Origin of the sequence: Sulfurospirillum cavolei (genome assembly GCF_001548055.1) — a bacterium.
Classification (GTDB): domain Bacteria; phylum Campylobacterota; class Campylobacteria; order Campylobacterales; family Sulfurospirillaceae; genus Sulfurospirillum.
On the sequence record NZ_AP014724.1, the window covers coordinates 194,516 to 207,546 of the forward strand.

The following is a 13,031-nucleotide window of genomic DNA, read 5'->3' on the forward strand; positions in this document are numbered from 1 at the left end:
CTTCTTATGAAATATTATTTAAAGCTCTTATCCAATACTTTATCGATAAGACCGTATTCGCAAGACTCTTCCGCGCTCATGAAAAAGTCGCGTTCGGTGTCTTTGACGATTTTGGGCATTTTTTGATTACAATTTTTTGCCAAAATTTCATTTAACACTTGTTTCATGCGTAAAATTTCTTTGGCTTGAATCTCAATGTCGGTTGCTTGTCCCTGCGCGCCGCCTAAAGGTTGATGGATCATGATGCGTGCGTTGGGAAGCGCGTAACGTTTCCCTTTTGCACCGGAGCTGAGCAAAAAAGCTCCCATCGAAGCGGCTTGCCCGATACAAATCGTGCAAATATCGGGTCTGACGTAGTTCATCGTATCGTAAATACTAAAGCCGCTGGTAATCACGCCGCCCGGGGAGTTGATGTAAAGATAAATATCTTTTTCGGGGTCTTCGGCTTCCAAAAAAAGCAGTTGCGCAACGATGGAAGAAGCGACGACGTCGTTGATTTCGCCGCTTAGCATAATAATACGATCTTTTAAGAGGCGAGAGTAAATATCGTAACTTCTCTCACCTCGACCCGTTTTTTCAATAACGACAGGGACATAATAGCTCATTATTTACCTTTAGTAAAAAGCTTGTTGAAGAGTTTTTCTTCAATGATGGACATTTTAATTGCCGGAAGAACGCCTTGTTTCTCGTAGAATTCAAGGTATTCTTTTGGGTTGGCACCTTGTTGCATTGCTTCAAAGTAGATCATTTGAAGCACTTCTTGATCGCTGACGTTGATGCCTTCGGCACGAGCAAGCTCATCGACGATAAACGTTAGTTTAACGCTTTTCTCGGCATCGTTTCTAAATTCTTCGCGTTTTTCTTTGATTTTTTCGGGATTGGAAGAGTACTCTTTGATCTCATCTTCGCTGAGTTTTCCGAAAACGCTTCTCATCTGAAGATCAATCTCTTGATCGACGATGTTTTCGGGAAGATCTAATGCGATTTTTTCCAAAATCGTTTCAACGAATTTGGGTTTAACCTCTTCGTTGAAAAGTTTTGCCAATTTTTCGTTACGAATTTCGGTTTCAATTTGCTCTTCTAAGGTCGTAAGCGTAGGGTTTTCGACGCCCGGAAGTAAGCGTTTGATCATCTCTTCGCTCGGAGTTTCGGGAACGTCTTTTACTTTAATCTCTTTAAGTGTTACTTTAAAGACGGAGAGTTTACCGGCGAGTTCTTGTTTGCCGTAATTTTCGGGGAAAGTTACTTCAATGTCTTTGCTTTTGCCGGCTTTCATACCGATAATGCCGTCTTCAAAACCGGGAATAAACGAATGGCTTCCGATTTCAAGCGTATAATTTTCGGCTTTGCCGCCCTCAAACGCTACGTCGTCGATAAAGCCTTCAAAATCGATAACGACGAAATCGCCCGATTTTACCGCTCTTTTTTCTTCAACGGTTTTAAGATCGGCAACGAGAGCCAAGGTTTTTTCAAGACGCTCGGAGATTTCTTTTTTGGTCACTTTGGGTGCTTTGTATTCGGGAACGCACTCTTTGTATCCTTCTACGTTAACCGTCGGTCTGAAAGAGAGTTTCATGACAAGCTCTAAGCCGCCCTCTTTTTCTTCAAATTTCGTAAAACTAGGCTCTCCGACGACGAGTTCGGCTTTAACGTCTAATGCTTCCAATGCTTTGGCGTAAAGTTCGCGTAAAGCGTCTGTTTGTGCGTCTTCTTTAATTTTTTTGCCGAAGCGTGCTTTTACAAGATGCGTAGGTACTTTTCCTTTTCGAAATCCGTCAACTTTCATAGTGGACGCCGCCGATGCGAGCATCTTCTCTTCTTTTTTTTGCAAAAGCGCCGGTGAAATGGTTGCCTCGACGGCAGCATTAGCACTATTGGTACGGTTAACTTTAATTTGCATAAAATCCCTTTTCGATATAAAATTTTGCTCAAATATAGCAAAAATTAGCTTTTAACTCGCTTTTTATCCATTAAAAAGCAAAAAGCGGATAGAATAAGTCGTCTTAATTACGAAATAAAGTGAAGAAAAATGCACAGACAAGAAGAGTTTGAAAATGCCGTTAGAACGATGCTTGAAATCATCGGCGAAAACACAAAGCGCGAAGGGCTTTTAAAAACGCCGACTCGCGTCTTTAAGGCCTATGAATATATGACGCAAGGCTATACACAAAGCCCCAACGACGTTTTAGGCGAAGCATTGTTTGAAAGCGATAACAATCAAATGGTTCTCATTAAAGATATAGAGTTTTACTCTATGTGCGAACACCATCTTTTACCGATTATCGGACGTGCACATGTCGCTTATATTCCTAACGGGAAAGTCGTAGGGCTTTCCAAAATTCCGCGTATGGTCGACGTGTTCGCCAGACGCCTTCAAATCCAAGAACAACTGACCGAACAAATCGCTAAAGCGATCGACGACGTTATTGCACCTAAAGGGGTCGGCGTCGTGATTCAAGCGCGTCACATGTGCATGGAGATGCGCGGCGTAGAAAAAACACATTCCAACACTACGACATCGGCATTACGTGGGCTTTTTCTGAAGCCTGATACGCGCAAAGAGTTTTTTGATATTATCAATGCACCGCAGGCGAATCGTTACTAATGCCGCTCAATCGTCTACGCGAAAAACTGCAAAGCAAAAGCCTCTCTCCGATGTTCGGCACGATTACCAAAATTAGTGCGACAACTATCGAAGCATGCGGACTTAGACCTAGCATCGGCGATATCGTCAAAATCGTCTCCTTGGACGGACATAAAAGCGAACTCGGGATGATTACCGAAGTCAATCGAACGACATTCTATATTTCACCGTTCGGCTTTATCGAAGGGTTTAAAATCGGCGATAAAGTCTTTATCAGCGAACAAGGCATGATGATTCCGGTAGGCGAAGAGCTTTTAGGGCGCGTGGTCGATCCTTTCATTCGACCCAAAGACGGCAAAGGAACAATAGGTGCAAGTTCGCAAGCACCGATCATGAAAGCGCCTTTAGACGCGATGAAACGAGGGTTGATCAACGAGCCGTTTCGCGTCGGCGTCAAAACGATCGACGGACTTTTGACCTGCGGAAAAGGGCAAAAAATGGGTATTTTTGCCGGAAGCGGCGTCGGAAAATCGACCTTGATGGGCATGATCGTCAGAGGTTCGGAAGCCCCGATTAAAGTGGTTGCGCTTATCGGCGAACGGGGACGCGAAGTTCCCGAGTTTATCGAAAAAAACCTCGGCGGCAATTTGGAAAACACCGTCATTATCGTCGCAACCAGCGATGATTCGCCGTTGATGCGAAAATACGGAGCCTTTAGTGCCATGAGCGTGGCGGAATATTTTAAAAACCAAGGACAAGACGTCCTTTTTATGATGGATTCGGTGACGCGCTTTGCGATGGCGCAACGGGAAATCGGTCTTGCTTTGGGCGAACCTCCGACGTCCAAAGGGTATCCGCCTTCGGTGTTGGCATTGCTACCGCAACTGATGGAGCGTGCCGGAAAAGAGGAGGGCAAAGGTTCGATTACGGCGTTTTTTACCGTTTTGGTTGAGGGCGACGACTTAAGCGATCCGATTGCCGATCAGTCCCGAAGTATTTTGGATGGGCATATCGTTTTAAGCAGAGAGTTGACGGATTACGGGATTTATCCTCCGATCAATATTCAAAACAGTGCTTCAAGGGTTATGGGCGACGTGATCGATAGCGATCACAAAAAGGCGGCGATGCGTTTTAAGCGGTTAAACTCGATTTTAAAAGAGAACGAAGTGCTCATTCGCATCGGAGCGTATGAAAAAGGTAACGACAAAGAGTTAGACTTGGCGATTAGCAAAAAAGAGAAGATGAATCAATTTTTACAACAAAACCCCGAAGAAGCGTTTGCGTTTGAAGCGACGATCAATGATCTGAAACAAATAGTCAATTAATGGTTAAAAATTTTTAGTTTTTTTTAATAAAGAAAGTAATAGTATTCAAAAAAATAAATTAGGATAAAGTTTATCCTATTCGGACGGAGAAATTTATGCGAGTCTATTTAGATAACAATGCGACAACGATGCTCGACCCCGAGGCATTCGAGTTGATGAAGCCTTATTATTGCGAAAAATACGGCAATCCGAACTCTTTACATCAATTCGGAAGCGAAAGCCATCCGGCGTTACGCAAGGCGATGGATCAACTTTATGCGGGTATTAACGCCGGCGACGAAGACGATATTGTTGTTACGTCTTGTGCGACCGAGAGCAATAACTGGGTCATCAAAAGCGTGTACAACGACTACATTCTGCATGGCGATAAAAATCATATCATCACGAGCGAAGTGGAACATCCTGCCGTCGGAGCATCCTGTAAATTTTTGGAGAGTCTGGGCGTTAACGTGACCTACCTTCCGGTCAATACCGACGGCGTCATTAACGTGGAAGACCTTAAAAACGCGATTACCGATCAAACCGCATTGGTTTCCATTATGTGGGCAAACAACGAAACGGGTATGATTTTCCCCGTCGAGGAGATCGGTGCCATTTGTAAAGCAAGAGGCGTTTTGTTTCATACCGATGCGGTGCAAGCCATCGGTAAAATTCCCGTCGACGTTAAAAAAGCCAATGTTGATTTTTTAAGCTTTTCCGCACACAAATTTCACGGTCCTAAAGGAATAGGCGGACTTTACATTCGTAACGGGCAAGCCTTAACTCCGTTTTTTCACGGCGGCGAGCATATGGGCGGACGCCGTAGCGGAACGCTTGACGTTCCCGGTATCGTCGGTATGGGCAAAGCGATGGAGCTTGCCGTTGCCGCTCTTGATTTTGAAAAAAGCAACGTTAGACGCCTTCGCGATAAACTCGAAGACGCATTGCTAAAAATCCCCGAGACGTTTGTCGTCGGCACCAAAGAACAACGCGTACCCAACACGATTTTAATCAGCGTCAAAGGCATTGAAGGCGAAGCAATGTTGTGGGACCTCAATCAAAACGGTATCGGTGCGAGTACGGGAAGTGCGTGTGCCAGCGAAGCATTGGAATCCAATCCAGTTATGGAAGCCATCGGCGCGGAAGCCGACCTTGCACATACCGCACTTCGACTTTCGTTATCGCGTTTTACGACCGATGAAGAGATTGATTATGCTATCAATGTGATTTACAAAGCCGTTGAAAGATTAAGAGCAATTTCCAGTACGTACGCTTATGCGCCCGAGTGGCACGTGAGTCGATTGTAAAACCTTACATGTAAAGATTTTAAAGGATAAAAAATGGCAAAAGACAGTTTGATCGGCGGCTCTATTTGGGAAGAGTACAGCCAAAAAGTTCAAGATTTGATGAATAGCCCAAAAAACATGGGTGAGTTAACCGAAGAAGACGCTAAATGGATGGGCGGTAAGCTTATCATTGCCGATTTCGGTGCGGAGAGTTGCGGCGATGCCGTGCGCCTTTACTGGATCGTCGACGAAAAGACCGAAGTTATTAAAGCGGCGAAATTTAAAAGTTTCGGTTGCGGTACGGCGATTGCGAGTTCGGATACGATGGCGGAGCTTTGCATCGGCAAAACCGTCTCCGAAGCAGTTAAAATTACCAACATCGACGTTGAAAAAGCAATGCGCGATACGCCTGACGTTCCGGCCGTTCCGCCTCAAAAAATGCACTGTTCGGTCATGGCGTACGATGTTATCAAAGCCGCCGCCGCTTCGTTTAAAGGCGTGGATGCGGCTTCGTTTGAAGACGAGATCATCGTGTGCGAATGTGCGCGCGTCAGCCTTGGGACGATCAAAGAGGTAATTCGCATCAACAACCTTACGACCGTCGAGCAGATTACGAACTACACCAAAGCGGGTGCGTTTTGTAAATCCTGTATCAAACCGGGCGGTCATGAAGCACGCGAGTACTATTTGGAAGATATCTTACGCGATACGCGCGCCGAGATGGAGCACGACCGTTTGCTTGCGATGTCCAACGTTAAAGTCGAGGGCACGCATACGGTTAATTTCGACGACTTGACCGTCGTTAAGAAATTCCAAGAGATCGAAAAAGTGATCGATGAAAATATTCGTCCGATGCTTGTAATGGACGGCGGCAATCTTGAAATCCTCGATATTAAAGAAAGTGAGGGTATGAGCGACGTTTATATCCGTTATTTGGGCGCTTGTAGCGGATGTGCGAGCAGCTCTACGGGGACGCTTTTTGCTATCGAAGCGGTTTTACAAGAGAAATTAAGTAAAAATATACGAATATTACCTGTTTAAATCGTTAAAGGCTTTTGCCTTTAACGCCTCTTTATTTGGAAGGATAGTGCGTGGCAAAAGTCGAATTTTTAGGCCCGATAGGCCGAGCAAGCATCGAAGTCGATATTCAAAACCTCAGTGAACTCAAAAGCTTTTTCAAAGAAGACAAAGAGCTTCAAGAATGGCTTAGCATCTGCGCCGTAGCCATCAACGATACTTTGGTCTGCGAGGCGGACGTGCCCGTCTCTTCTCACGATAAAATCTCCTTGCTTCCTCCTGTTTGCGGAGGTTGAAACATGCTGGAACTTCACGAGGGATCCTTACATGTCAAAAGTATTTTGGCTTCTTGGTACGATCAAATTAGCGATAAAAACTACGGTGCGTTCATTCCTTTTGTGGGCATCGTGCGCGACGAAGATGGCATTGAGGGGCTGAGTTTTGACATTTACGAGCCCATCTTAAACAGCTGGTTTAATGCTTGGCAAGAAAAAGCCAAAGCGCAAAATGCTTACTTTTTGATGGCGCATTCACGCGGAGACGTGCCCAATCACACCTCTTCTTATATCGCCGCTGTCGTCTCCCCTAAACGCAAAGTCGCTCTTTCGATGATTAATGATTTTGTGGAAGACTTTAAAGCCAATGCTCCAATTTGGAAGTACGATCTTATCGGCGGAAAGCGTGTGTATGCCAAAGAGCGTTCGCATCTGCTTCAAGGACACGGTCTTTTAAAGGCGGATGCATGAATAACACGCATTTTCCCCCTTTTGACGAAACGCTTCAGGCGTTAGAGGCTTCGATCGATTGTGAGTTCGGGTGTGAAAATCTTTTTGTCGCGGATGCTTTAGGGCGCATCTTAGCCGTCGATATTGTCGCCAAAGAGAACAATCCGACCCATGAAACTGCTTCGATGGACGGCTATGCGATTCGATTCGTCGATCAGCAGTTGGGTAAATTGACGATCAGCGATTACGTTCCTGCCGGAGAGGAAGCACGCAACGTCGTGACCAAAGGTCAATGCGTTAAAACCTTTACCGGAACGCTGATGAGCGAAGGAAGCGATACGCTGATTCCCATCGAGAACGTCGAAGTCGAAAACGACGCGATTCGCATTACCTCCGCCGTTTCCAAAGGTTTTGCGGTACGTCCTATCGGCGAGAATTACAAAGCGGGCGAAGTGCTGATTAAAAAAGGTACCAAGATCGGCTTTGCACAGATTGGTGTGATGGCAGAGCTTGGCATGGTGCAAGTTGAAGTCTTTATGCGTCCTCGCGTTGCCATTCTCTCCACAGGCAATGAAATCTTAGATTTTGGTGAGCCAAAAGTCTCTAGTGCCCAGATTCGCAGTTCCAACCATGTCACTGTTGAGGCGATTTTGCGCCAACTAGGCTGTGAGTGCATGCGTTTTAAACTGATCCGCGATGATCGCGCACTCATCGAGCAACAGCTCAGGCAAGCCTTGATGTGGAGCGACATCGTCATCACCACAGGTGGCGGAAGTGTGGGGGATTTTGACTTTATCCAGAGTATTCTCACCGATATGAAAATCGAAAATATCATCGATGGTTCGTACATGAAACCCGGACGCCATATACGTGTTGTTAAAACAGGTCACAAATACATTTACGCGCTTCCAGGCTTTCCTTACAGCGCTTCGGTGTGTACGTTTTTATTTATCGCACCCTTGCTTCGTAAAATGCGCGCACAAACGTTCGCACTGCCAACGATCAAAGCTTACATGGGCGAACTCTACAAAAAACGCTCCAAATTCGTCGAATTTACCGCTTGCAATCTTCGTTTTTCTGAGGGACAACTCGTGGTTGACTTAGAAGGCAAAAAAGAGGGCAGTAGCGCCATTCTCAACAATCTTTTAGACAATCCTGTGCTTTTACGCGTTGAAAAAGACGTGCAAAAAATCGAAAAAGGCGAGATGGTCGACGTGGTGTTGCTGGATATTTAAACGTCTGGCAATACCATTTTTTACATGTAAAAATTTTAAATTTGGAATATTATGAAGTTAGTATGGTTGATGTTAACACTTATCTCTTGTTCTTTATTTTCCATGGAAAAAGCTGATTTGGTTATTGTGAAGAAGCAAGAGAAAACGCTTACACTTTATAAAGAAAATCATCCTATAGGAACTTATGCCGTAGTGTTTGGCTCCAAGCCTAGTGGTCACAAACAGCAAGAAGGCGATAAGCGAACTCCTGAGGGTTTTTATACACTTGATTATAAAAAGCAAGATAGTGCATTTTATAAAGCTATTCATATTTCTTATCCTAATAAACACGACAGTGAGATTGCCAATAAGTTGGGCGTCTCTCCTGGTAGTGCTATTATGATTCATGGACAAAAGAATGGTTTTGGCTGGGCTTTTTTTATAATGCAATTTTTCAATTGGACCAATGGATGCATTGCTCTCAAAAACAGTGATATGGATTTAGTTTGGAACTCTATTGACGAAGGAACACCAATTGAGATTCGACCATGAGTGATAGTAAAATACTTTACATGTAAACAGTATGAATGAAACCTCTTTACCGTTGGAGCGCATTATGAAGCAGGGTATTTATATCTTTTTTATGCTATTGATTGGCTACGTGTCTGCTTTTGCCCAGCAGACTTGGACTGATGCTGCCAATAACAGTGTAAGCTTTCCTCATTCGATAGAGCGTATCGCCGATGCGTGGCCTGCACATAATGCGATTGTGACGATGCTAGGATCGGGTGATAAAATCGTAGCCACTATCGTTACACCGCAGATGTGCCCATGGCTGTATAAAATCAATCCACATATGCAAAAAGCTACGGTAGCGTTTAGTACAGATTCTGGGGCAATGGGGTCGATGGAAGAGTTGCTCAAAGCGAAGCCTGACGTCGTTTTTGTCTCTTCCGGCAATAAAAATAGAGAGCTTTTTAAAAGCCTTGGGCTGAATGTTTTTGAGCTTTCATTAACCGATTTTTTCTCCTTGAAAGAAACGGTCTTACTCACTGGAAAAGTTTTGGGGCAAAAAGCACTGATCAAGGCAGAGGCGTATGCTACGTATTTAGAAGAGGTAACACGCTCCATAGAAGCAAAACTCAAACCCATTCCACAAAATCAAAAGCCGAAAGTTTTACATCTAAGCGGGATAGGAGCGTCGTATGTTGCCGATGGTTCAGATTCGATGATGGATGCTTGGATACGTTTGGCAGGAGGAATTAATGTCGCAAGTGAACTCAAAGGCGCCAATAAGGTAGTTTCGATGGAGCAAATTGTTGCATGGAATCCTGACATTGTCATTATCGGAGCATCTTCTAGAAGTGTTCAAGCGAGTGATTTTTTAGACAATCCCGTATTTAAAACGCTTGCCGCAGTGCGAACAAAAAAAGTTTATATCAACCCTAAAGGAATGTTTTTTTGGGACAGATACAGTGCCGAAGCAATTTTACAAGTGCAATGGGCGGCACAAATCTTCTATCCTGAACTATTCAAGACATTCGATATTGAACACGAAACCATCTCCTTTTACACACGATTTTTTGATTATCCTCTCAGCAAAGAAGAGGCGAAAATGATCATACAAGGTATTCCACCACCGCGATAAACGAGAGTTACATGTAAGAAATTTTCGCTCAAAAATTCGCTTTGGCAGTTATATTTTATAAATCGCGATCTCTTCTTTGAGCTCAACATTCATATGATACAAGGTGTCTGCTGAGGCGGATATTGCTTCGGCACTCTTCGTATTTTCCGTGGATAAGCCGCTTACGACGTTAATGTGGTGCATAATTTTCCCTGTTGTGAGTACGTTCTCTTTGGTATCGTCGTAGAGCTTTTGGATAAGATTGATCGTATCTGTTAGGGTATATGTGGTGGTATCCGTGTGCTCATTAACCGTAAGCGACGAGTTCACAAGATTTTGGATGCGCTCGATGTTGTGGTTCATTTTTTCTGAAATATCGCCGACGGATTGAACGATGACGTTGATGGTTGCGTTAGTATCGACCAAGCTTTTTTGCGTTCGTTCGGCAAGTTTTCGCACTTCATCGGCTACCACGGCAAATCCTCGCCCGTGTTCTCCTGCCCGCGCGGCTTCGATGGCGGCATTGAGTGCCAATAAATTCGTTTGATCGGCAATATCCGAGATAATCGTAATAATCTCTTTGACTTGGCTCGCTTCTTGGGAAAGGGTTCGAAGATGGGTGTTAATATCGGATTCGATGTTCGACGTCAGACTGAGCTGTTCGATGGTAGAGGAGAGTGCTTTTTTGACTTCTTGCATATTGTCTTTGGTTTGAATCGCTTTTTCTAAAACTTTTTGTGCCTCATTTGATGAAACTTCCATTCCCTCTTTCATACTATCAGAATGCGCCATAATGGTTTGAATAACCTTTGATTCTTGATCGACTGAGTGCTGAATCGATGAGGTCGTAGAAGAAAAAGTTTCTGAGACGGTGAGGTTGTTGCGAAGTAAAACGTCGATAGTGTGGAACGATTGGCGTAACATAGCGATCAGTTCATTAAGTTGAATGCTCATGTGTGCCAATTCGTCTTTGCCTTGAATGTGCAAGTTTTGCGTAAAATCTTTATAGCGAGTGATGTTTTGAATGCTTCGCCCTAAATTCTGAATGGAGGAGACAATCTTGATGGCAATGACGTAAAACACACTCATCGTCACAAGAATACTCACGACAACAATGCTTGAAATTGTGATGGAACTCTGTTTCATAATCTCAAGGTTACTTGTTTGAATATACTCTAAAAGGGTGTCCTGAGCTTCTTGAATGGAGTCTTTAAGAGCATTGGATTGGCGTGTTAAGTCTGTGAGTTTACGGTTCTCTTCGCTTTCTTGAAACGCTTTGGTTTTCATGCGGTCTTTATTTTGTATGACGATTTCGGAGATGGCATAGCGAATGGCATTCCACTCTTTGTATTGATGTGATAAATCTACGAGTTTCTTTTTGAGGCTCTCTTGATCTAAAATGCCTGAAAGCTCTTCGAGTTGGAGAACGATTGCATCGGAATCTTTTTTAAACTTATCCAAAAACTTCTGGTCTAAAAAAAGTCTAAATCCACGTAAATCTGCGGAAGTTTCGCTGGCGAGTGTCTGAATTTCACCTACTTTTAACAATCGCATTGTGATTGTTTGTGCTTTTTGATTGTTTGTGTACGAGATGTAACCTATCGACGCGTAGGTTATAAAGCATAAAACGGATAAAAAGGCTAGTTTACTTTTAATGGTACTAAGATCAATCACATGTATCCTTTTTTTAGTGTCGGTATCATTAAAAGATTTTAACAGCTAAAAAGGAGAAAGTAGAGAGAAACGAATCCAATAAATTTGCCGATGCGGACGATAAACTTTAACGCAAAATGCGTTAAGATGGGAAACAATCGAATCTTTTTATCCAAGGAGGCTTCTTGATCGTGACGACTTTGATTTCACGCGAGCAAGCGTTGGACGCTCTTTACCGCGCATTAACGCCAATCTCTTACTTACCCATGCCCGTTTGGGAGGAGGCGACATGTTATTTTAGCCTTAAAGCACTCCCTAAAGGAGCGCATCTGTTCGACATCGGCGATAAAGTGAAGGATTTTTATTTTTTGGTTGAAGGGTTGGCTCGTTACTATTACATCAGCGAAAGCGGCAAAGAGTTCAACAAGTCGTTTGCGGAAAAACCGGGGCATCTTTTAAGTAGTATCTCTTCGATTTCTATGAAAGACGAGGTGTCTCCTTTTGGTGTTGAGACACTCAGTGAATTTACGGTGCTTTTCATCAGCTATGAAGACTTTCGTGCTCTTGGTGCGAAGCATCGTGCGTGGAATGACCTGATGCTTTGCATTTACGAGCGGCTCATTGTGAAAAAAGAACGTAGGGAAGCGGATTTTTTACTCCTAAGTGCTAAAGAGCGTTACCTTAAATTTCTTAGCGACTACTCGATGATCGAGAGTGCGGTGGCAAATTATCATATCGCCTCGTATTTGGGCATCACGGAAGTTGCACTTTCTCGTATCCGAAAAGCGATGAAATTAACCTAAGTTAATGACAACGCCTCTTTTTAGCGGTATGATGGCACATCATATTTTAGGAGCGGTGCATGCACTATAAAATTGCCGATATCAACGATATTGAAGGTATCTTTACCCTTCATTCCAAATACCAAATCGACACGATTTTAGAAGAAGACAAAAAAGACGGTTTTGTCACGACGGCGTTTAATAAAGAACAACTGGGCGAGATTATCGAACACGAACAAGGCATTTTTGTTGCGATTGAAGAGGGTGAAGTGATCGCTTACGTGATGTCCGCTTCATGGCAATATTGGTCGGCATGGCCGATTTTTGCGCATATGATCGAAAACCTCCCCAATCTTTCGTATCTCGGACAAACCCTTAGCATTCACAACTCCTATCAATACGGTCCGGTGTGCGTCGACAAGCGCGTACGCGGCAGCGGCGTTTTGGAAAAGTTGTTTGATTTTGCGTTGGAGAGTATGCAAAAACGCTATGCGATTTTGGTAACGTTCATCAACAAGATTAACTCACGTTCGTACGCGGCGCACACGCGAATGGGACTTGAGGTTATCTGCGAATTTTCGTTTAATGCAAACACCTACTACGAATTGGCTTACGACACGTCTAAAAGAGTTAGCTCTTAAGACAAAGCGCAACAAAGGGCTTTTCGGCACGAGTATTACATTGACACGCCTACTTAAACCCGTTATAATGACGTAGCACGCCAAAAAGATACGTGCGTCGCCAATGGAAGATTAGCTCGTATGCAAATCGCGTACGCGGCTTGGTTATTCTACCTCAGTGTTCAAATCCTCATCATGAGTATTCGCAACAGCAACCTA

13 protein-coding genes and 1 pseudogene are annotated in these 13,031 nt (G+C 43.9%); 11 read left to right on the plus strand and 3 right to left on the minus strand.

The genetic code is table 11. The features are described from left to right. Window positions 1-14: 14 nt before the first annotated feature. Together clpP and tig are read right to left on the minus strand one after the other, a co-directional pair. On the minus strand, window positions 15-605 hold the full coding sequence (clpP, locus tag UCH003_RS01065) for an ATP-dependent Clp endopeptidase proteolytic subunit ClpP (protein ID WP_039673939.1): 591 nt from the start codon (window positions 603-605) through the stop codon (window positions 15-17). Next, complete coding sequence (gene tig / locus UCH003_RS01070; protein ID WP_060825078.1) at window positions 605-1,900, minus strand: trigger factor; 1,296 nt, start codon at window positions 1,898-1,900, stop codon at window positions 605-607. The genes clpP and tig overlap by 1 nt, the downstream gene beginning before the upstream one ends. 129 nt (window positions 1,901-2,029) lie before the next feature. On the opposite strand from tig, the gene folE reads away from it, so the two are divergent. The 9 genes from folE to UCH003_RS01115 all read left to right on the plus strand — a co-directional run bounded on the left by folE (window position 2,030) and on the right by UCH003_RS01115 (window position 9,778). Next, window positions 2,030-2,605 carry a GTP cyclohydrolase I FolE gene (folE, locus tag UCH003_RS01075; protein ID WP_039673935.1) on the plus strand — a complete coding sequence of 192 codons (576 nt, stop codon included), beginning with the start codon at window positions 2,030-2,032 and terminating at the stop codon, window positions 2,603-2,605. Further along, window positions 2,605-3,909, plus strand: a complete 1,305-nt coding sequence (gene fliI, locus UCH003_RS01080) for a flagellar protein export ATPase FliI (protein ID WP_060825079.1) — start codon at window positions 2,605-2,607, stop codon at window positions 3,907-3,909. The genes folE and fliI overlap by 1 nt, the downstream gene beginning before the upstream one ends. Before the next feature lie 95 nt (window positions 3,910-4,004). Then, a complete protein-coding gene (locus tag UCH003_RS01085; protein ID WP_060825080.1) occupies window positions 4,005-5,195 on the plus strand; it encodes a NifS family cysteine desulfurase in 1,191 nt (396 codons plus the stop codon). A gap of 33 nt (window positions 5,196-5,228) precedes the next feature. After that, window positions 5,229-6,215: an iron-sulfur cluster assembly scaffold protein gene (locus UCH003_RS01090; protein WP_060825081.1), complete on the plus strand. Its 987-nt coding sequence runs from the start codon at window positions 5,229-5,231 to the stop codon at window positions 6,213-6,215. Window positions 6,216-6,265: 50 nt separating this feature from the next. After that, window positions 6,266-6,487: a MoaD/ThiS family protein gene (locus UCH003_RS01095; RefSeq protein WP_060825082.1), complete on the plus strand. Its 222-nt coding sequence runs from the start codon at window positions 6,266-6,268 to the stop codon at window positions 6,485-6,487. Between the two features lie 3 nt (window positions 6,488-6,490). Then, window positions 6,491-6,937 carry a molybdopterin synthase catalytic subunit gene (locus UCH003_RS01100; protein WP_060825083.1) on the plus strand — a complete coding sequence of 149 codons (447 nt, stop codon included), beginning with the start codon at window positions 6,491-6,493 and terminating at the stop codon, window positions 6,935-6,937. Then, on the plus strand, window positions 6,934-8,151 hold the full coding sequence (locus UCH003_RS01105; protein ID WP_060825084.1) for a molybdopterin molybdotransferase MoeA: 1,218 nt from the start codon (window positions 6,934-6,936) through the stop codon (window positions 8,149-8,151). The genes UCH003_RS01100 and UCH003_RS01105 overlap by 4 nt, the downstream gene beginning before the upstream one ends. Window positions 8,152-8,202: 51 nt before the next feature. Then, window positions 8,203-8,682 (plus strand): L,D-transpeptidase family protein, encoded by a 480-nt coding sequence (locus UCH003_RS01110; RefSeq protein ID WP_060825085.1) that lies wholly within the window; start codon window positions 8,203-8,205, stop codon window positions 8,680-8,682. Between the two features lie 31 nt (window positions 8,683-8,713). After that, window positions 8,714-9,778, plus strand: a complete 1,065-nt coding sequence (locus tag UCH003_RS01115) for an ABC transporter substrate-binding protein (protein WP_082709118.1) — start codon at window positions 8,714-8,716, stop codon at window positions 9,776-9,778. Between the two features lie 249 nt (window positions 9,779-10,027). Here UCH003_RS01115 and UCH003_RS14000 read toward each other — a convergent pair. Then, window positions 10,028-10,324 (minus strand): annotated as a pseudogene (locus tag UCH003_RS14000) (methyl-accepting chemotaxis protein); the annotation flags it as partial. 1,277 nt (window positions 10,325-11,601) lie between these two features. Here UCH003_RS14000 and UCH003_RS01125 point away from each other — a divergent pair. Together UCH003_RS01125 and UCH003_RS13660 are read left to right on the plus strand one after the other, a co-directional pair. Next, window positions 11,602-12,213: a Crp/Fnr family transcriptional regulator gene (locus tag UCH003_RS01125; RefSeq protein ID WP_231964824.1), complete on the plus strand. Its 612-nt coding sequence runs from the start codon at window positions 11,602-11,604 to the stop codon at window positions 12,211-12,213. 59 nt (window positions 12,214-12,272) lie between these two features. Further along, the gene (locus UCH003_RS13660) at window positions 12,273-12,833 is read left to right on the plus strand and encodes a GNAT family N-acetyltransferase (RefSeq protein ID WP_060825088.1); all 561 of its coding nucleotides are present in this window, start codon (window positions 12,273-12,275) and stop codon (window positions 12,831-12,833) included. The last annotated feature ends 198 nt before the right edge of the window (window positions 12,834-13,031 follow it).